The following is an 18,538-nucleotide window of genomic DNA, read 5'->3' as shown; positions in this document are numbered from 1 at the left end:
TTCATAATATTTTTCAAAATACTTGCAGTCTGCACGGAAAAGATTATTTTTGCCTATTCGACAAATAGAATATGAAAAATATCCGTAATTTCTGTATTATCGCCCATATTGACCATGGTAAAAGTACCTTGGCCGATCGTTTATTGCAAGTAACAAACACGATTTCTGATCGTGAGTTACAAAATCAAACTTTAGACGATATGGATTTGGAACGCGAACGCGGAATCACAATTAAATCGCACGCCATCCAAATGGAATATGAAAAAGATGGTGAAAAATATATTTTAAATTTAATTGACACTCCTGGTCACGTGGATTTTTCTTACGAGGTTTCTCGTTCGATTGCCGCTTGTGAAGGAGCTTTGTTAATTGTAGATGCTGCGCAAAGTATACAAGCCCAAACCATTTCTAACCTTTATTTGGCTTTAGAAAATGATTTGGAGATCATTCCAGTTTTGAACAAAATCGATTTACCTTCTGCAAATCCAGAAGAAGTAACAGACGATATTGTTGATTTAATTGGTTGTGAGCCAGAAGATGTGCTGCGTGTAAGTGGAAAAACAGGTGAAGGAGTTTTAGAGTTGTTACATACAATTATCGAGAAAGTTCCTGCTCCGGTTGGTGATCCAGATGCGCCGTTACAAGCCTTGATTTTTGACTCTGTTTATAATCCTTTCCGAGGAATTGAAGCTTTTTATAAAGTAGTAAATGGAGAAATCAAAAAAGGGGATCAAGTAAAATTCATGGCAACAGGTAAAAAATATGGTGCTGATGAAATTGGAACACTGAAACTGAACCAAGTTGAGAAAAAAAATATTAAAACTGGAGATGTAGGTTATATTATTTCTGGAATTAAGGAAGCTTCTGAGGTAAAAGTTGGTGATACAATTACGTTGGTTGATAATCCTGCTACTGAAGCAATTGATGGTTTCGAGGAAGTAAAACCAATGGTTTTCGCGGGTATTTATCCAGTTGATACAGAAGATTACGAAGATTTACGTGCTTCTATCGAAAAGTTACGTTTGAATGATGCTTCCTTAACTTTTGAGGCTGAATCTTCTGCTGCTTTAGGTTTCGGTTTCCGTTGTGGATTCTTAGGAATGTTACACTTAGAAATTATTCAGGAGCGTTTAGAGCGTGAGTTCAACATGACAGTAATTACGACTGTTCCTAACGTTTCGTATGAAGCTTATTTGGAGAAAGATCCAGAAAAAATGATTCCGGTTCATAATCCATCTGAATTACCAGATCCATCAGGATTAAATCGTGTTGAAGAACCATATATTCGTGCAGCGATTATTACAAAGTCTGAATTTGTTGGACCAGTAATGAGTTTATGTATTGAAAAACGTGGTGAATTACAATCTCAAAATTATTTAACTCAACATAGAGTAGAAATGATTTTCAATATGCCTTTGGCTGAAGTTGTTTTTGATTTTTATGATCGATTAAAATCTATTTCAAAAGGATATGCATCGTTTGATTATGCACCTTCTGGAATGAAAGCTTCCAAATTGGTAAAAGTTGATATCATGATTAATGGTGAAGTTGTAGATGCTTTATCTGCCTTAATTCACGTTGATAATGCTTACAATATTGGTAAAAAGATGTGTGAGAAATTACGCGAATTAATTCCTCGTCAACAGTTTGACATTCCAATTCAGGCTGCAATTGGTGCAAAAATTATTGCGCGTGAAACAATCAAAGCGTTGCGTAAAGACGTTACTGCTAAATGTTATGGTGGTGATATTTCTCGTAAACGTAAGTTATTAGAAAAGCAAAAAGCTGGTAAGAAGAAAATGCGTCAAATCGGACGTGTAGAGGTTCCACAATCTGCTTTCTTAGCTGTTTTGAAATTGAATGATTAAGATTTCATTTTATATATTAAAAGCCGTTCATTAGAACGGCTTTTTTTGTAACAAAAAATTCTTAACTTCTACTTATTAATAAAAATAGTATGAAAACTTTCCTTAAACTAGAACAACTTGCAATTTTAGTCGCTTCAATATTGATTTACTATGAACTTGATTATTCCTGGTTTTGGTTTGCTGTACTTTTTCTTGCTCCAGATATTTTTATGATCGGTTATTTATTTGGAAATAAAGTTGGTGCAATTAGCTATAATTTTATACACAATTATATTCTCACAATTGGACTTGCATTAATCGGTTATTTTTTCAAAGTTGAATGGTGTATTATGTTAGGATTAATCTTTACTGCGCATACTGCACTTGATCGTTTCCTTGGTTTTGGTCTAAAAACATTTGAAGGTTTTAAGTTTACACATCTTAATAAACTATAATTCCGAATAAACTTTCTACCTTAGCTATTCTTTAAATCAAAACATGAAAAATAGACTATTTACACTACTTACATTAGCCTCTATTTCGGCTTTTGGACAAAATATATCAAATCAAACTATTGATCAAGTTACTGAAAATGCAATAAAAACCTTTGATGTTCCTGGAATTTCGGTAGCCGTTATCAAAGATGGTACAATTGTACACAGTAAAGGATATGGTTTAAAGTCGATCAAAAGCAAAGAAAAAGTACAATCTTCAACTAATTTCGGAATTGCATCAAATTCGAAAGCGTTTACAGCAGCAGCTTTAGCTATTTTGGTAGACGAAAATAAAATTAAATGGGACGATAAAGTCATCAACTATATTCCAGAATTTAAGATGTACAACGACTATGTAACAAACGAGTTTACAATTCGCGACTTACTTACTCATCGAAGTGGACTTGGATTAGGAGCTGGAGATTTGATGGTTTGGCCAGATGGTCACAATTTTACTCCAACAGATATTATCAACAATATTCATTATCTAAAACCTGTATCTGGATTTAGAGCAAAATATGACTACGATAACTTATTGTATATTATTGCAGGTGTTGTTGTAGAGCGCGTTTCGGGACAATCTTGGGTAGATTTTGTTACAAAACGATTAATAGAGCCTATTGGAATGACGCATACAGCTGCAAGCTGGAATGTCTTAAAAGATCGTAAAGATGTAATTGATCCTCATGTGCCTATTGATGGTAAATTACAAGTGATAGAGCGTTACAAAAACCCTATTTTTGATGCAGCTGCAGGGCTTTATTCTAATGTAGATGATTTAGCGAAATGGTTGCAGTTCAATCTTAATAAAGGAAAAGTTAACGGAAAACAAATTATTTCTGAAAAGCAAATGCAAGAAATGATTTCGCCTCAAACTTTACAACCAATTCGCACAACCGCTCCTTACAATTCGTTGTTCAAAGCTTATGGTTTGGGTTGGCAATTACAAGATATGAATGGTAAACTAGAAGTTTCGCATACTGGTGGATTAGAAGGAATTGTAACACAAACAATGTTTTATCCGCAGTTAAATCTCGGAATTGTTATTTTAACAAATCAGCAAGAAGGAATGGCCTTTAGAGCAATTTCTAATACCATTAAAGATCATTATTTAGGTAACAAACCAACTGATTGGGTAAAAACTTATGGTGATATCTTGAAAAAAAATGTAGAAGCTGCTGATGATATAACAAATGCTGTTTGGAAAACCGTAGAGGCTAATCAAAAGAATAAAGCCATCAAATTTGATCCAAAATCTTTTGTAGGAACTTTCAAAGACAATTGGTTTGGAGATGTTTCGATTTATGAAAAGAAAGGAAAGTTGATTTTCGAATCTAAGCGTTCGCCACAATTAACAGGAGAATTATTCTTCTATAAAGACAATACTTTTGCCGTAAAATGGAATAATCGTTATTTCCATGCTGATGCTTTTGTCTTTACAGAAATACAAGATGGAAAATTAAGTGGTTTTACAATGAAACCTATTTCTCCATTAACAGATTTTAGCTATGATTTTCAAGATTTAAGCTTTACAAGAAAATAATTTACAATACAATTAATTATATCATGAAGTTCGAGTTTTGTACAATTCGAACTTCATTTTTTATCTATATTATGAAAGTAAAAGGATACATTTTTGGTCTACTATCCTCTATCTCTTACGGATTAATCCCGTTGTTTATTTTGCCTTTAAAAAAGGTTGGTTTCTCGATGGATACAACTTTATTTTATCGATTTTTCTTCTCAGCTCTTTTACTTGGAAGTTATCTAGTCATTGCTAGAAAATCATTGAAAGTTGAGAAAAAACATCTTGCAATCATTTTATTATTAGGAATGTGTTACGGAATTTCATCAGACGCTTTATTCAAAGCCTACGATTATTTAAGCGCCGGAATTGCTTCCACATTATTATTTGTTTATCCACTTATTGTTGCCATCATTATGGCTGTATTTTACAAAGAACGCTTAACAATGGCTTCTATTTTAGCCATCGTTTTCACAATTGCAGGCGTTATATTATTGAGTATAAAAAATGGAAAATTTGATTTGAATTTAATCGGATTATTTATTGTTTTTATTAGTGCCTTAGGCTATGCAATTTATATTGTTACAGTAAATAAATCGAGTGTAAAAACATTAAATGGAACAACTCTTACCTTTTATTCTTTTATTATCTCAGCTGCTTATTATGGAACTAAGTTAATCATCGGGAAAGGTAGTTTTGCAATACCATCATTCCAAACCGGAATCAATATTGCTATTTTTGCGTTTGTTACAACAGTTATTTCTAGCGTTGCATTGGTTTATGCAATCAAATATATTGGCTCTACACCAACTTCCATTTTAGGAGCTTTTGAGCCTGTTGTAGCTGTTGCAATTAGTGTAATGATGTTTGGCGAACATTTCTCACTCAATTTAGCATTAGGCGTTTTAATGATCATTATTGGCGTTACCTTAAATATTATTTCCGATGCATACAAAAATAAAAAGCTGAAGAAAGCTGCTGCTTAAACAATACATAGAAAACCTACAATTACAGTTGCATTTGTAGGTTTTCATGTTATAGGTGGTCAGTTAGATTCGATGATTTTCTTTAAAAAAATCAATATAATAAATTATTATAATCAAATATCGTCTATAGATTTTTAAAACTCTGTATGTTTTGTCACACAAGCGAAATTATCTCAATTTTGTTCCGAAATAGTTTCACTTTTCCTTCTTGTTCTAACGTTTTCAATAAACGCGAAACAACTTCTCTAGAAGTCGCTAACTCCGTTGCAATTTCCTGATGTGTGATAATCATTTCTTTACTCTGAATTGCATTAGATTTCATCAACAAATAATCAATCAAACGACTGTCAACTTTCTTAAAAGCAATATTATCTATCGCATGTATAATTTCATCATACCTTAAATCAAGCATTTTTAGCACATATTGTTGCCAACTTCCATACTTCGAAAACCATTCTTTTACTTTTTCCGCCGGAATTGCCAGTAATTCTACATCTTCATCAATCACAGCCTTTATATTACTTGGTTTATCTCTAATGCATTTTGCCAAAGATTCTGCACAAGATTCTCCGTATCCTATGTAATACAAAAACAATTCGTCTCCGTTTTCATTAATGCGCAAAACCTTAATCACACCAGAAAGTACAATTGGCACATTTCTAATGTATTGTCCAGGTTTTATAGCAACTGTAGAAGCTGGAAATCTCATTGTTTGAATTTCGTTCGAAAATTCAGTAATAAGTTCATTCTCTGAAAATAATTCTGAAATTAATTTCTTCATTTAATTTAGTTTAGGTAATAGATTTCAATATTGATAATTAAATATAGAAATTTTTTATGCTTATTTTTGCAACAATGAAACGAAAATTTAATCCTGAAAATTGGAAACGACAAGAACATTTCAATATGTTTTCTAATATGGATAATCCATATGTCGGAATTGTTGCGGAGGTTGAATGCTCTAAAGCTTATGAATTTGCAAAAGCAAATAATTTATCTTTTTTTGCGGTTTATTTACATTGCTCTATGTTAGCCGAAAATCGTATCGAAGAATTTAAATATCGCATTGAAGATGAAGAAATTTTTGTTTACGATCATTTAGATTGCGGAACTACAATTGGTAGAAAAGACGGAACTTTTGGTTTTGGATTAATGAATTTCACTGAAGATTTTGAGATTTTTAATACTCAACTACAAGAACAAATTGCGAGTGTAGAAAATTCGGTTGGTTTGCACATCAAAAACGAAGAAATTACCATTGGTTTGGTTCGTCATTCTACATTTCCTTGGTCAAGATTTACAGGTTTAACACAACCATCTAATTTTGGAACAAAAGAATCTATTCCGCGAATTATTTTTGGTAAAGCTTATAAAGAAAACGACAAAATGTACATGCCTGTTTCGGTAGAAGCCAATCATGGGTTTGTAGATGGTTTTCATTTGGCAAATTATCTACAAGAATTTGAAAAAGAGTTAAGTAAATTTTAGAAATAGTAAAACCGAATTTTGAGTTTCGAAATTCGGTTTTAATATTTTATTCTGATTCCATCCGAGGTTCATTTATTGGCTCTGGTAAAATAATTTTCATGTTTGGAAAATATTTTTCATCTTCTTTTAAAATAAAATCTTTATCATACTCGTAATAATGCGATAATCTTTGCAAAATAAATTGATTGGATTCTAAATTTCTTTGAAATCTAATTTTATAACCTTTTTCTTCATCCTCAAAAATATCAGTTTCTTCAAAAGGTACTTTAATTGCTTTTCTTATATCTACAAATTTTTCGACAATTTTATCATCTTGATTAACTATTAATTTATAAATTCTACCATTTATTTTAGTCTGTAAATATTTGAAGTCACTATTCAAATTAATTTCTTTTACTTCAGAAATATAAATATACAAGTTATCCTCTGTAAAAATAACTCCTATATTTTCTACATTTAAATGGTTTGATTTCGCAATTATAGTTGTTTGTTCTAATGCTTGATAAAAATTTTTATCTTTAATTTCTTTTGGAATCGAGTTAATCTTGTTTGTTTGACAACCTAATAAAAACAAAAGAATTAAAACTGAATAGATATATTTCATACAAGTGTTTTGATTAAAGATAATCAATTCACTGCAACTTTTTTATTTAGTTTTTTTGCCCACGAAATAATATAAATCGTTCCGATAATAGAAGGTACAATCCAGAAATAAATATTATCTCCAAAACCAGCTCCCGCAACCAAAAATGCAGTAACCGAAGCAATGTAAGCACCTACCATTTTACCCACATGACTCATCGTCCATTTTTTAAAATTATTGACATCTTTATAAAAAACAAAATCACGATAAGCCATAAATGCGCCTAAACCTCCGAAAATTAAATACAAAATTCCGATTCCGTCACCTGAAAATAAAGGAAGTATTCCGAAAACAAGCATTATTATCGAAGTAAAAAGCATTGCGCCTGAAATTACTTTATCTAAATTATTTGTGTATTTTTTACGTTTATAATTCAGTATTCTATTTCCCATCAAAATCATGTAAATCGTGAAAATACCAATCATCAAAAGAAAAGAATTGTGATGATTAGGAAAAGCACAAATAATTAGCGAAAGAATTGAGCTGACTAACATCCCAATCGAAAATACTTTTCCGACTTTCTTATGCATCAAACTTCCTTTTTTCATGAACATAACAACAGTTCCTGAAATTAAACCAATTCCTCCGAAAAATGCGTGAATGTAAATAATGATTTTGACTAAATTTTCCATAATGTGTTAATTAATTATGGAATAAAAGTAATCTAAGAACACTTACTTTTTTCAAATAGTTTACCGAATTGTTGAATTTTCAGGATGAGTTGTAATTAATCTTCAGATTTCACTATTTCGATAGCATCATTCATCAAATCAAACTCATAACCTTTGTAAGCCAAATAAGCTTTTACTTTATTTGTTTTCTTAAAAGATTCGCGCTCTGAAGCCAATAAATTGAACTTTTTTCGCGTAAGATGTAACAAGTTTGACCAATATTTATCTGCGTCAATCTCTTCTTTCAATGCAATGTCAATCATCTTTTGGTTAATTTGACGCAGTTTTAGTTCTTGACGCAAGCGATTTCTTCCCCACATTTTTTGGTTCACTTTTCCTCGCACAAAACTATGCACAAAACGTCCTTCGTTCAGAAAACCATAATCAATTAATTTGAACAAAATTTCATCTTTCGCTTCAGGAATTAAATCAAACTCGCGTAGTTTTTTCTCTACTTCCCAATGACAACGATCTTGATACAGACAATATTTTGCCATTTTATCTTTTATCTCATTGATTGTATAAATCTTTTTGGGATTGTCTTTGGAGAAACTCATATTGCAAAGATATTTTTAAATAGTTATTCATCAACACTCAATACGAAGTAATTCAATATATTTGTGATAACTTAAATAAACTATAAATACTACTTTTTTTGATGAATAGAATTTCTATCCTCGATGGTTTGCGTGTATTTGCAATTCTCATTGTAATTATCGGACACTATTTACATAATTATGACTTACATGGTAATCAATTTTTAGAGTTTATCCGAAGCTATGGTTACTTTGGCGTTCCATTCTTTTTTGTTATTTCTGGTTTTGTTATACTTTATTCGTTAGGAGCAACAAAAAGTTATACTGATTTCTTGAAAAAAAGATACATCAGATTAGCTCCGGGTATGTTAATTTGTTCCGTTATAACATTTAGTTTTTTCAGATTTATATATACGGGAGATGATTTTACAAACTCAAAATCTTTCGCAAATTTATTAATTGCAAATACTTTTATAGATCCGCATGTTTTTAATTTAGCTACAGGATCACTCAACTATTATTACATCGATGGTTCGTATTGGAGTCTTTGGGTAGAAGTATGTTTTTATCTTTTGATTGGGTTTCTATATTTTAAAAACAAACAGACTTACATTCGAAATTTCATTCTTATTTGCGCTGTTGGTTTTCCTATCTATTTTGCAATGAGTAGTAGTTTTGTACATCAATATCTGCAACCATACTTTAGTACATCTACATTAGATTATCTGAAACTTGTAAGTAGATGTTTGGTGTTATTCCGAGAAAGTTTTTGGTTTATGATCGGAATGTTTTTATATAAGCTATACAACAACAAATCGGACAAAAAATATATTGTTTACATCTTAATTTGTGCTTTAATATTGGTCTTACAAGAAAAACTTGATATTGGGTTTACTCTTTTAACTATGTTTACAGTAATGGTTTATTTAGCATTTGTTTATAAACCTAATTACCTTAATTTCTTGACCAATCCTATTATCACAAAGATTGGTGTTAGTTCATATTCAATCTATCTTATACATAGTTATTTGGGTTTAGGAATTATTGAAATGTATAATCAATATGTTGGTAAGCAATCTTATTTCATTTATTTTGTAATGATAATTTCTGTTGTAATCTTTGGATTGTTTAGTTACAAATATTTGGAAAGACCAATTTCTAATTTCATCAAAAAAATACTATTTTCACATAAACAAAAAGCTGAATCCTAAGGATTCAGCTTTTTTATATTATCTATTTTAAATAGTTAAAAGAAATATATGAACTTCTAATATCTCAATACTATTTTTATTAAGCCTTCTTCAATTCAGCAATGTAATCTGTTGGATTCTCTGCATTAAAAACTGCCGAACCAGCTACTAAAGCGTCTGCTCCAGCTTCAACCAATTTTGAGGCATTATGAATACCAACTCCTCCATCAATCTCAATAATAACATCTGCACCAGCCTCAGTAATCATTTTCTTTAATTTAGAAACTTTATTATAAGTATTCTCGATGAATTTCTGACCTCCGAAACCTGGATTAACACTCATGATTAATACCAAATCTAAATCATTAATCACATCTTCTAAAACCGAAACAGGCGTATGTGGATTAAGCGCCACACCAGCTTTCATACCTTCTGCTTTTATCGCTTGTAGCGTACGATGTAAATGTGTACATGCCTCGTAATGAACTGTCAAGATATCTGCTCCAACTTGTTTGAAAGTTGAAATGTAACGATCTGGATCAACAATCATTAAATGTACATCAAGAACTTTGTTTGTTAACGAATTAATTTTTTCGATAATTGGCATTCCGTAAGAAATATTCGGAACAAAAACGCCGTCCATAACGTCTAAATGAAACCATTCGGCTTGCGAATTATTCACCATTTCGATGTCTTTTGCTAAATTACCGAAATCAGCTGCTAAAATTGATGGTGCTACTATTGGCATAATCTTATTTGTTGTTTGTTTGTATTTTGTTCTGCAAAGGTAAGGAAATAAAAAAATCGTTGAAAACGCAACGATTTATATTTTTTAGAAATTATATCCAACTCGAAAACCTAAATCTAAGGCAACATCTTTGTCAGTTGTTTTTACTGTCCTGTAATGCGAAGTTTGTGTTGTATAATCGTAATCATCATATACATTTGTGTTTTGATAAAGCGCAATTCCTAATCCTGTATAAAATTCGTAAAAGAAATTTTGAGCAAAAGAACGTTTCAATCCATAATTCAGCGTTAATCTACCTTGAGGCTTCAAGCTTTCTCCAGCATTTTTCAATGTCAATAAATCAGGAATAAAATTTGCTTTTAAGGCTATATAATTGGCAGAATTATTCTTTGTATTTTTATTTTTTGAAATTCTTCTATTAAAATTATAGTAATAACGTCCTTCCAAATCTATACTTGTTGTAAGAATGTAATTGAAATCTCCTTCACCATTCCAATCCTCTGTATAAGAAAAACCTCCAATATAATCTAAAGTTCCAATTGCAGTGAAATTTTCGGATAAAGCTTTTTCATATTGAATTCCGATTCCAATTAAACTAACATTTGCATTAAACAAATCTGTCGCTTTTTCTTGTGCAAATAAAGAAGAAGATAATAAAAGAGTAAATAATAGTTGTTTCATTTTTTGTGTTAATTAATTTAAAACGAATATAATATATTGTTGATAATATTAGCTATTTTCCTTAAAAATTATATCCTATTCTAAATCCTATATCAAATGAACCGTCTGAACTTCCTTGACGATAAGTTCTCTCCTGATATTTATTATTCTCATCTAGATACAACTGCTGAGATTCTTCTCTTTTGGTAAATAAAATTCCTATTCCTCCATAAGCTTCGTAAAATAAATACTTGTTAAAACTCCTTTTAAATCCGTAATTAAACGAGATAATACCTCTTTTTTCTAAAACAGCGCCATCTTCATTAGTTGTAGTTAACCAATCCGGAAAAATACTTCCTCTTAATCCAAAATAATTTGCAGAGTTATTAGTGGTCGTTTTCCCGCTAGCCATTCGTTGCTCAAAATTGTAATAATAACGACCTTCTAATGATAATTTTAAGGTATAAATAGTTTTCAAATCAAATTCTAATGGATGATCAACTGAATAAAAATTAGCCATATATTCTACCGAACCAACTGTAGTTACATTATCGTTAATAGCTTTCTCGTATTGTACGCCAAAACCGATAACATCTAACCCTACATTAAGTAAATTGGTAGCTTTTTCTTGTGCAAATAGTGAAGTAGATAGTAAAAAAATAAATAAAATTTTTCTCATAAAATGTCAAATAAAACGAATATAATTATTTTAAATCACTTTATTTGAGATGTTTATTAAGATTTAATTATTACTTAATCCAAAAAAACTTTCGTATCAATAAAATTATAAGGCTCTTCGTCTTTCAATTCTTCATTAATAATAAATTGAATAGAATCTCTTGATAAAAATAAATAAGTATAATGATCCGGCTTTTCGTCAGACTCTCTAAACTCGTAATAATCTTCGTTTTGCACACACCAAATTCCTTCGTCTTCAGAATAAGTTACCCGATCATCACTATGTATTGTTTTGAAACTAACAGTCATTGTACCATCATTTCTTCTGGTTACAATCCAACTATTTGTTTCGCCTTTAAAAAATTTTCCATGATCTGTTCCAGACCAAATTCCCACAAAGCGATCATCAACCTTAACAGATTGAATAAAGTCAACTATTTCTTTGATTTTAGGATCATTCATAAATTAATTCTACATTAAAATTAGCGAAAAAAAGTGTACTCCATATATTCCTTCATCTAAAAAGGACTTACTTTGCAAAATGGAATAAAAAAACATCAAATTTATGGAAAATAATATGCTAAATCAACACCCTGCTGATGTTGCAGAACAATTGGCGGAATTAGATGTAAAAAGCAGAAACATTGCTTTTTATATGCTTTCTAATGATGATAAAGTTGATGTATTCTCCTATTTTGAGCCTGATATTCAGCAAGAAATAGTCAAAAGTTTGACGGACAAAGATTTGGCCGAAGTCTTAAATAATTTAGATCCTGATGATAGAACCGAACTTTTTGAAAATTTCCCAGACGAATTAATCAAACACTCAATTAATCTTCTAAATCCAGAAGAACGTCTTATCGCACTCAATTTAATTGGATACAAAGAAGATTCGATTGCGCGCTTGATGACGCCAAACTACATCCAAGTAAAAGAACATTACACGGTACAACAAGTTTTAGCACACATCAAAAAGTATGGAAAAAAAGCCGAAACTTTAAATTATATTTTTATCGTAGATGATCAAAATCGATTGATTGATGACCTTAAAATTGGACAAATATTATTGGCCGACGAGGATACAAAAGTTTCAGATTTAATGGATAGAAATTTTATTTCGCTCAAAACAACCATCGAAATTGAAGACGCTTTTGAAATTTTTGAGAAATATGATCGATTTACGATTCCTATTGTAACTGAAAAAGGAATTTTAGTCGGAATTGTAACCTTTGATGACATCCTTGATCGAATGAAAATTCGTGACACCGAAGATATTCAGAAATTCGGTGGTATGGAAGAGCTGGATGTTTCATATACCAAAACTCCGATTGTAGAATTGATCAAAAAACGTGCAGGTTGGTTGGTCATTCTTTTTGTTGGCGAAATGTTTACCGCTTCTGCAATGAGTTATTATGATGAAGAAATTGCAAAAGCTGTTGTCTTAGCCTTATTTGTTCCATTAATTATTTCGAGTGGAGGAAACTCGGGCTCACAAGCAGCTTCACTGATTATTCGTGCGATGGCTTTGGGCGAATTGAAATTAAAAGATTGGTGGTATGTGATGAAAAAGGAATTTGCTTCGGGATTAATCTTGGGAGGAATTCTTGGTTTCGTAGGATTTATACGAATTGCTATTTGGCAACTAACCGGAATTTATAACTATGGAGAATATTGGCTTTACATAGCATTAACAGTTGCATTATCCTTAATTGTTATTGTTTTGTGGGGAACACTTTCTGGCTCTTTGGTTCCATTTATTTTGAGAAAAATAGGTTTTGATCCTGCAACTGCATCATCACCATTCGTCGCAACTTTGGTCGATGTTTCGGGGTTAATTATTTACTTTACAATTGCAGCAATGTTACTTAGCGGAAAATTATTATAAACAAAAAATCCAGCCAATTGGCTGGATTTTGTATTTTTTATCGTCCGATATACGTTTTCAAAATCTTAGATCTTGAAGTATGTTTTAAACGACGAATTGCTTTTTCTTTAATTTGACGAACACGTTCTCTTGTTAAATCAAATGTTTCTCCAATTTCTTCTAACGTCATTGGGTGTTGACCGTTTAAACCGAAGTATAAACGAATTAAATCAGCTTCACGAGGCGTTAATGTTTGCAATGCACGCTCAATCTCTACACGTAAAGATTCTATCATTAATTGCATATCTGGAGATGGAGATTCACCAATGTTTAATACATCATATAAGTTAGAATCTTCTCCTTCTACTAATGGCGCATCCATTGAGACGTGACGACCAGAGTTTTTCATCGACTCTTTTACATCACCTTCGGACATATCTAATACTTCAGAAATTTCTTCTGCAGATGGAGCACGCTCATGTTCTTGCTCTAATAAAGCATATGCTTTATTAATTTTATTGATCGATCCAATTTTATTTAATGGTAAACGTACAATACGAGATTGCTCTGCTAATGCTTGTAAGATAGATTGACGAATCCACCAAACAGCATAAGAGATAAATTTGAAACCACGCGTTTCGTCAAAACGTTGCGCTGCTTTAATCAAACCTAAATTTCCTTCATTAATTAAATCTGGTAAACTTAATCCTTGATTCTGATATTGTTTCGCAACAGAAACCACGAAACGTAAGTTTGCTTTTGTTAATTTTTCTAAGGCAACACGGTCTCCCGCTTTAATGCGTTGAGCTAACTCAACCTCTTCTTCTGCAGTAATTAAATCTACTTTACCAATTTCTTGTAAATATTTATCTAATGACGCAGTTTCACGATTCGTTACCTGCTTTGTAATTTTAAGCTGTCTCATTTAACTAAAACCCTCCTATTATTAATGATTATTATCGATTTCTTTTGGTGACTTATGAACACCTGTATATATGTATACGCAGATAACTCAAAAAGGTTACAAAAAATTGTAAAATATTTAAAAATTAACATCTTAAAACTTCATAAATCATTTGAGCAGAGAGTTTCGCTGTATAGTTATCAACATCAAAAAGCGAATTATATTCAACTAAATCAAAGATCTTCACTTTGTTTGAGTTCATTAAAACCTTCAAAATATATTTAATTTGTAAAGGTGTTAATCCATTAATTGTCGTTGCGCTCACACCTGCCGCAAAAGATGCATCAAAAACATCCATATCCAGCGACACATAAAGTGCATCAAATGGTTGAATGATCGTTTTCAAATCATCTAAAACCTTATTCAAATTGAAGTGCACTTCATCTGCTAAAATAAAATGAACGCCTAAATTTTCTGCTCGTTGAAATAATGCTTTCGTATTTCCTAATTCTTGAATACCGATTGGAATATAATTGAAATTCATTTTATTCACTTCACAATACTTAGCCATTTCGTAAAAAGGCGTTCCTGAAGTAGAGTGAGGATTTGGTGTTCTCAAATCAAAATGTGCATCAAGATTGATGATTCCAATATTTTTGTATGATTTTGCTAAAGCCAAAAAATTTCCTAAAGCTGTTTCGTGCCCACCTCCAATTACAATCGGAAAATGATTTTGTTGGATGATTTTATTAACTTGATTAATTTGTTCTTCTCGTGCAGATTCTAAATTTTTATCATCACAGTGAATATTTCCAGCATCGAAAATAAAATCAGTTTCAGAAAAATGTAAAGGCAAATTTGCTAAACTTTTTCGGATCAAATCTGGCGAATTTTTCGCACCAATTCGTCCTTTATTTCGTTCAACACCTTCTTCCGAACAGAATCCTAAAAGTACTTTTGGTTGAATAGATGATGATTCAAATTTATCATAATCAGAAATCACTTGATGAATTCTTAATCCTAATTCTCCATCTTCAGAATCTATTCTTCCAGTCCAATTTTCTTGATTAAATAGTGTTTTTTGCATGATTAATAAAATTTAGGTAACGACAAATTATATTTTACAGTCAGAATACGAATCGCAGCAATAATAGCGCCCGAAACGATAAAATTGATATTACGATCTAATCCAAAATCATCAAAAACTAAATAAGCTACACCTCCAATAATACAGGCTGTTGCATAAATTTCTTGCACAAAAATAGATGGTGTTCTATTCATTAAGACATCTCGCAACATACCTCCCATCACAGCCGTCATCATTCCCATCATCACAGAAATAAAATCGTTTGCACCCAAAGAATGAGCTTTCTCTAAACCTACTATTGTGAATAAGGCAATTCCTAATGTATCGAAAAGCATTAATGTTGTTCGTAAACGTGAAAAGTATTTAAAAAATAATCCTGCTAATAAAATTCCAGCAAAAACTGCATAAATAACATTCATGTCATCTATCCAAACCAATGGATAACTATTTAAGAATAAATCACGTAAAGTTCCGCCACCAACGGCTGTTATAAAAGCAAAACAAGCAATTCCGAACCAATCATGTTTTTGTCTTTCATCTCCAGCTAAAGCACCAGAAATTGCAAAAACAACCGTCCCGAACAATTCAAAAACATATTGAATTTCCATCTATAAAAAATTAATTCGCAAAGATACGAATCTATAAATTAATGACTTTTGAACTTCGGTAAAGATAAATTGTATTTGATTGCGGCAAGGCGAATAGCAACAATTGCTGCACCAGAGACAAAGAAGTTAATGTTACGATCAATATCTAATTTCCATAAAATCATGTAAATAATTGCTCCACAAAGACATGCGAAGGCATAGATTTCTTTCTTGAAAATAATAGGAACTTCGTTCAACATCATATCGCGAATAATCGATCCAAAAACAGCTGTAAACATACCCATAACTGGTGCAATTACAGGATGAATACCTAGATTTAATGCCTTTTCTAAACCTACAATTGTAAATAATGCAATACCTAGTGTATCAAAAAGCATAAAGGTTTTACGAAGCTTCAATAACGGTTTATAAAAAATCGCAGCTAAAATAACTCCTATTGCAACTGCATAAATTAAATTAACATCTTTAATCCACATAATTTCAACGGATAATAAAATATCACGAATAGTACCACCACCAATCGATGTAAGAAAAGCTATAAATGTAACTCCGAACCAATCATTTCCAGATTTTTCATCAGCTGCTAAAGCTCCTGAAATACCAAAAAAAAGTGTTCCAAATAATTCGAAAAAATATTGAATTTCCATTTCTATTGTATTAAATCATATTGTATTGCCTAAGATCAAAAATAAACACTTTTCTTTATTAATTGATGTTTATAAATATACAATCGAAAATAAAAAAAGACCAACACATTTGTTAGTCTTTTTGTTAATATTAATAATAATTTGTTTTTTCTAATTGTTTCTCATCAATTGGATCTTCATCCAAATAGCGTTCTAAACTATCATCTAACTCTTTCATCCAAGGTGTATGATGTTTTTCTGCTTTTGTTTGATCCATTACTGATGTATATGTTTTGTCTCGGTACGTTAAAATATTTTCTTCTTTATCTTTTAACCAAGATTTGAACATATTAGCAACTTTATCCAAATCAAACATTGGATAGTCCGTTAAATGAATTAAATCTTTCAAATAATCAGTTTGAAAATCTACATGATCATCAGCTGAAATTGATTGTTTTTCATAATCAATCCATTTCTGAATATCGTTTTGAATATCCTGTTTTGAAGGCAAATCAATTCGTCCCAAAATATAATCACGTGCAAACCATGCTTGTGCATCAAACATATTAAATGTGTAATATTGATCTTGCATTCCCAAAAATAACAATTGAGCATTAACATCTGATATTACACCTTTATACATTCCTTCTGGATACAAACAGTTTTTTGTTTTTAAACGAAAATTATCTGGTAAAAACGGAAATTTGTGTTGATAACCTGTACACATAATCACTGCATCAAACTCTTTTGATGTTCCGTCTTTGAAAAATGCTTTCTTATCCTCAAAATGTGTTACCAAAGGTAATTCTTCTATTCCATTTGGCCATTTACAATCGATTGGATTTGTACGATAAGAAATTGTGACCGATTTAGTTCCGTGTTTATAGCATTGTACCGCAATATCTTCTGCCGAATAACTACTACCAATCAATAAAATTTCTTTGTCTCTAAATGGATCAGCTCCGCGGAAATCATGCGCATGCATTACATTTCCTGTATAATTCTCTATACCTTTAAAATAAGGCATATTTGGTGTAGAAAAATGTCCTGTTCCGACAATTAAATAATCAAAATACTCTTCGAACGTTTCGTTTTTCTTTAAATCATCAAAAACAACGCGAAATTGTTTTATATCCTCTACATAATCTACCCACCTTGCAACGGTATTAAACTGAATGTACTTTCGTGCATTACTTTGTTTAATTCTCCCTTCTATATAATCGAATAATACTTCTCTTGGTGGATAAGAAGATATTGTTTGACCAAAGTGTTCAGAAAATGTATAATCTGCAAATTCTAAACATTCTTTTGGTCCATTCGACCATAAATATTTGTACATACTGCCATGCAATGGCTCTCCGTATTTACCTACTCCTGTACGCCAAGTGTAGTTCCACATTCCTCCCCAGTTGTCTTGCTTCTCAAAACATTTAATTTCTGGAACTTTGTTACCTTTCTTTTCTTCTGACTCAAATGCTCTTAACATTGCCAAACCACTTGGTCCAGCCCCGATAATGCCTACTTTTAAACTCATGAATTGTTTTTAATTAAACTTATATGAACTACTCAACTATCTCTCGATAGCAATTGATTTTTTATGTCTGAAACGACTTGATATAGAAACAAACTTCTATAAAACTGTGTAAAACAGAATAGAATGTGCAATCCATAGATTACAACATATAAAGAGATAGAAAATCTCTTGCTGAATAAATAAAATTTTATTCAAATTAAATTATTCTTCAATTTACTAAAATTGTAGCAGATGGACAAATATTAATGAAACATAATGATAAGCGTAATTATTATGGCGTTCCCTTCGGTCGGGCTATTCGCTGCAATCTTTTTTGTTATGATATCAATTTCATTCAATCAACAAAAAAGGATTTCCTCTAGTATCCCTAAGGCATTTAAAGTGATAAGTGATAAGTGATAAGTGATAAGTGATAAGTGATAAGTGATAAGTGATAAGTGATAAGTGAT

The 18,538-nt window shown here is 31.2% G+C and carries 20 protein-coding genes; 7 read left to right on the top strand and 13 right to left on the bottom strand.

Annotated elements, in window-relative coordinates:
- Nucleotides 1-71 precede the first annotated feature (71 nt).
- From lepA to QHG34_RS14465, 4 genes are all read left to right on the top strand, one after another.
- Nucleotides 72-1,868 carry a translation elongation factor 4 gene (gene lepA / locus QHG34_RS14480; protein WP_282630947.1) on the top strand — a complete coding sequence of 599 codons (1,797 nt, stop codon included), beginning with the start codon at nucleotides 72-74 and terminating at the stop codon, nucleotides 1,866-1,868.
- Between the two features lie 89 nt (nucleotides 1,869-1,957).
- Nucleotides 1,958-2,302 (top strand): DUF4260 domain-containing protein, encoded by a 345-nt coding sequence (locus QHG34_RS14475; protein WP_282630946.1) that lies wholly within the window; start codon nucleotides 1,958-1,960, stop codon nucleotides 2,300-2,302.
- 43 nt (nucleotides 2,303-2,345) lie between these two features.
- Nucleotides 2,346-3,884: a serine hydrolase gene (locus tag QHG34_RS14470; protein WP_282630945.1), complete on the top strand. Its 1,539-nt coding sequence runs from the start codon at nucleotides 2,346-2,348 to the stop codon at nucleotides 3,882-3,884.
- A 23-nt stretch (nucleotides 3,885-3,907) separates the two neighbouring features.
- Nucleotides 3,908-4,852, top strand: coding sequence for an EamA family transporter (locus tag QHG34_RS14465; RefSeq protein WP_282630943.1), 945 nt, complete (start codon nucleotides 3,908-3,910; stop codon nucleotides 4,850-4,852).
- 154 nt (nucleotides 4,853-5,006) lie between these two features.
- Here the strand turns inward: QHG34_RS14465 and QHG34_RS14460 are convergent, their stop codons facing one another.
- Entirely contained in the window at nucleotides 5,007-5,633 is a 627-nt protein-coding gene (locus QHG34_RS14460; RefSeq protein WP_282630942.1) for a Crp/Fnr family transcriptional regulator, read from the bottom strand.
- Between the two features lie 74 nt (nucleotides 5,634-5,707).
- On the opposite strand from QHG34_RS14460, the gene QHG34_RS14455 reads away from it, so the two are divergent.
- The gene (locus QHG34_RS14455; protein WP_282630941.1) at nucleotides 5,708-6,340 is read left to right on the top strand and encodes a CatA-like O-acetyltransferase; all 633 of its coding nucleotides are present in this window, start codon (nucleotides 5,708-5,710) and stop codon (nucleotides 6,338-6,340) included.
- Nucleotides 6,341-6,386: 46 nt separating this feature from the next.
- Here the strand turns inward: QHG34_RS14455 and QHG34_RS14450 are convergent, their stop codons facing one another.
- The 3 genes from QHG34_RS14450 to QHG34_RS14440 all read right to left on the bottom strand — a co-directional run bounded on the left by QHG34_RS14450 (nucleotide 6,387) and on the right by QHG34_RS14440 (nucleotide 8,211).
- A complete protein-coding gene (locus tag QHG34_RS14450; protein WP_282630940.1) occupies nucleotides 6,387-6,944 on the bottom strand; it encodes a hypothetical protein in 558 nt (185 codons plus the stop codon).
- 23 nt (nucleotides 6,945-6,967) lie between these two features.
- The gene (locus QHG34_RS14445) at nucleotides 6,968-7,615 is read right to left on the bottom strand and encodes a DUF2306 domain-containing protein (protein ID WP_282630939.1); all 648 of its coding nucleotides are present in this window, start codon (nucleotides 7,613-7,615) and stop codon (nucleotides 6,968-6,970) included.
- Nucleotides 7,616-7,710: 95 nt separating this feature from the next.
- Nucleotides 7,711-8,211 (bottom strand): regulatory protein RecX, encoded by a 501-nt coding sequence (locus QHG34_RS14440; RefSeq protein ID WP_282630937.1) that lies wholly within the window; start codon nucleotides 8,209-8,211, stop codon nucleotides 7,711-7,713.
- 101 nt (nucleotides 8,212-8,312) lie between these two features.
- Between QHG34_RS14440 and QHG34_RS14435 the strand changes: the two genes are divergently transcribed.
- A complete protein-coding gene (locus QHG34_RS14435) occupies nucleotides 8,313-9,401 on the top strand; it encodes an acyltransferase family protein (protein WP_282630936.1) in 1,089 nt (362 codons plus the stop codon).
- Between the two features lie 79 nt (nucleotides 9,402-9,480).
- Here QHG34_RS14435 and rpe read toward each other — a convergent pair whose 3' ends face one another.
- The 4 genes from rpe to QHG34_RS14415 all read right to left on the bottom strand — a co-directional run bounded on the left by rpe (nucleotide 9,481) and on the right by QHG34_RS14415 (nucleotide 11,928).
- Complete coding sequence (gene rpe / locus QHG34_RS14430) at nucleotides 9,481-10,128, bottom strand: ribulose-phosphate 3-epimerase (RefSeq protein WP_282630935.1); 648 nt, start codon at nucleotides 10,126-10,128, stop codon at nucleotides 9,481-9,483.
- An 84-nt stretch (nucleotides 10,129-10,212) separates the two neighbouring features.
- Nucleotides 10,213-10,809: a hypothetical protein gene (locus tag QHG34_RS14425; RefSeq protein WP_282630934.1), complete on the bottom strand. Its 597-nt coding sequence runs from the start codon at nucleotides 10,807-10,809 to the stop codon at nucleotides 10,213-10,215.
- Between the two features lie 61 nt (nucleotides 10,810-10,870).
- Nucleotides 10,871-11,467, bottom strand: a complete 597-nt coding sequence (locus tag QHG34_RS14420; protein WP_282630933.1) for a hypothetical protein — start codon at nucleotides 11,465-11,467, stop codon at nucleotides 10,871-10,873.
- A 74-nt stretch (nucleotides 11,468-11,541) separates the two neighbouring features.
- Entirely contained in the window at nucleotides 11,542-11,928 is a 387-nt protein-coding gene (locus QHG34_RS14415) for a hypothetical protein (protein ID WP_282630932.1), read from the bottom strand.
- A 103-nt stretch (nucleotides 11,929-12,031) separates the two neighbouring features.
- Here QHG34_RS14415 and mgtE point away from each other — a divergent pair, with 103 nt between their 5' ends.
- The gene (gene mgtE, locus QHG34_RS14410) at nucleotides 12,032-13,351 is read left to right on the top strand and encodes a magnesium transporter (RefSeq protein ID WP_282630930.1); all 1,320 of its coding nucleotides are present in this window, start codon (nucleotides 12,032-12,034) and stop codon (nucleotides 13,349-13,351) included.
- A gap of 37 nt (nucleotides 13,352-13,388) precedes the next feature.
- Here mgtE and QHG34_RS14405 read toward each other — a convergent pair whose 3' ends face one another.
- The 5 genes from QHG34_RS14405 to QHG34_RS14385 all read right to left on the bottom strand — a co-directional run bounded on the left by QHG34_RS14405 (nucleotide 13,389) and on the right by QHG34_RS14385 (nucleotide 18,089).
- Nucleotides 13,389-14,255, bottom strand: a complete 867-nt coding sequence (locus QHG34_RS14405; protein ID WP_121933638.1) for a sigma-70 family RNA polymerase sigma factor — start codon at nucleotides 14,253-14,255, stop codon at nucleotides 13,389-13,391.
- Nucleotides 14,256-14,379: 124 nt separating this feature from the next.
- The gene (gene hutG / locus QHG34_RS14400) at nucleotides 14,380-15,321 is read right to left on the bottom strand and encodes a formimidoylglutamase (protein WP_282630929.1); all 942 of its coding nucleotides are present in this window, start codon (nucleotides 15,319-15,321) and stop codon (nucleotides 14,380-14,382) included.
- A gap of 2 nt (nucleotides 15,322-15,323) precedes the next feature.
- A complete protein-coding gene (locus QHG34_RS14395; RefSeq protein ID WP_282630928.1) occupies nucleotides 15,324-15,929 on the bottom strand; it encodes a trimeric intracellular cation channel family protein in 606 nt (201 codons plus the stop codon).
- Nucleotides 15,930-15,967: 38 nt separating this feature from the next.
- Complete coding sequence (locus tag QHG34_RS14390; protein WP_282630927.1) at nucleotides 15,968-16,576, bottom strand: trimeric intracellular cation channel family protein; 609 nt, start codon at nucleotides 16,574-16,576, stop codon at nucleotides 15,968-15,970.
- Nucleotides 16,577-16,706: 130 nt separating this feature from the next.
- Nucleotides 16,707-18,089: an NAD(P)-binding domain-containing protein gene (locus QHG34_RS14385; protein WP_282630926.1), complete on the bottom strand. Its 1,383-nt coding sequence runs from the start codon at nucleotides 18,087-18,089 to the stop codon at nucleotides 16,707-16,709.
- Between the last annotated feature and the right edge of the window lie 449 nt (nucleotides 18,090-18,538).

The organism is Empedobacter sedimenti, assembly GCF_030005555.1.
Taxonomy (GTDB): domain Bacteria; phylum Bacteroidota; class Bacteroidia; order Flavobacteriales; family Weeksellaceae; genus Empedobacter; species Empedobacter sedimenti.
Note: the sequence above shows the minus strand (reverse complement) of the source record. Positions and strands in the feature narration are given on the sequence as shown.

Bases quoted from the DNA above. Each gene is read 5' to 3' on its own strand.
- QHG34_RS14415 (WP_282630932.1), bottom strand. From the start codon at position 11,928: ATGAATGATCCTAAAATCAAAGAAATAGTTGACTTTATTCAATCTGTT.
- QHG34_RS14440 (WP_282630937.1), bottom strand. From the start codon at position 8,211: ATGAGTTTCTCCAAAGACAATCCCAAAAAGATTTATACAATCAATGAG.
- QHG34_RS14390 (WP_282630927.1), bottom strand. From the start codon at position 16,576: ATGGAAATTCAATATTTTTTCGAATTATTTGGAACACTTTTTTTTGGT.
- lepA (WP_282630947.1), top strand. From the start codon at position 72: ATGAAAAATATCCGTAATTTCTGTATTATCGCCCATATTGACCATGGT.
- QHG34_RS14435 (WP_282630936.1), top strand. From the start codon at position 8,313: ATGAATAGAATTTCTATCCTCGATGGTTTGCGTGTATTTGCAATTCTC.
- QHG34_RS14385 (WP_282630926.1), bottom strand. From the start codon at position 18,089: ATGAGTTTAAAAGTAGGCATTATCGGGGCTGGACCAAGTGGTTTGGCA.
- QHG34_RS14450 (WP_282630940.1), bottom strand. From the start codon at position 6,944: ATGAAATATATCTATTCAGTTTTAATTCTTTTGTTTTTATTAGGTTGT.
- QHG34_RS14445 (WP_282630939.1), bottom strand. From the start codon at position 7,615: ATGGAAAATTTAGTCAAAATCATTATTTACATTCACGCATTTTTCGGA.
- QHG34_RS14465 (WP_282630943.1), top strand. From the start codon at position 3,908: ATGAAGTTCGAGTTTTGTACAATTCGAACTTCATTTTTTATCTATATT.
- QHG34_RS14460 (WP_282630942.1), bottom strand. From the start codon at position 5,633: ATGAAGAAATTAATTTCAGAATTATTTTCAGAGAATGAACTTATTACT.
- QHG34_RS14470 (WP_282630945.1), top strand. From the start codon at position 2,346: ATGAAAAATAGACTATTTACACTACTTACATTAGCCTCTATTTCGGCT.
- QHG34_RS14420 (WP_282630933.1), bottom strand. From the start codon at position 11,467: ATGAGAAAAATTTTATTTATTTTTTTACTATCTACTTCACTATTTGCA.
- QHG34_RS14425 (WP_282630934.1), bottom strand. From the start codon at position 10,809: ATGAAACAACTATTATTTACTCTTTTATTATCTTCTTCTTTATTTGCA.
- QHG34_RS14405 (WP_121933638.1), bottom strand. From the start codon at position 14,255: ATGAGACAGCTTAAAATTACAAAGCAGGTAACGAATCGTGAAACTGCG.
- QHG34_RS14395 (WP_282630928.1), bottom strand. From the start codon at position 15,929: ATGGAAATTCAATATGTTTTTGAATTGTTCGGGACGGTTGTTTTTGCA.
- QHG34_RS14475 (WP_282630946.1), top strand. From the start codon at position 1,958: ATGAAAACTTTCCTTAAACTAGAACAACTTGCAATTTTAGTCGCTTCA.
- hutG (WP_282630929.1), bottom strand. From the start codon at position 15,321: ATGCAAAAAACACTATTTAATCAAGAAAATTGGACTGGAAGAATAGAT.
- rpe (WP_282630935.1), bottom strand. From the start codon at position 10,128: ATGCCAATAGTAGCACCATCAATTTTAGCAGCTGATTTCGGTAATTTA.
- QHG34_RS14455 (WP_282630941.1), top strand. From the start codon at position 5,708: ATGAAACGAAAATTTAATCCTGAAAATTGGAAACGACAAGAACATTTC.
- mgtE (WP_282630930.1), top strand. From the start codon at position 12,032: ATGGAAAATAATATGCTAAATCAACACCCTGCTGATGTTGCAGAACAA.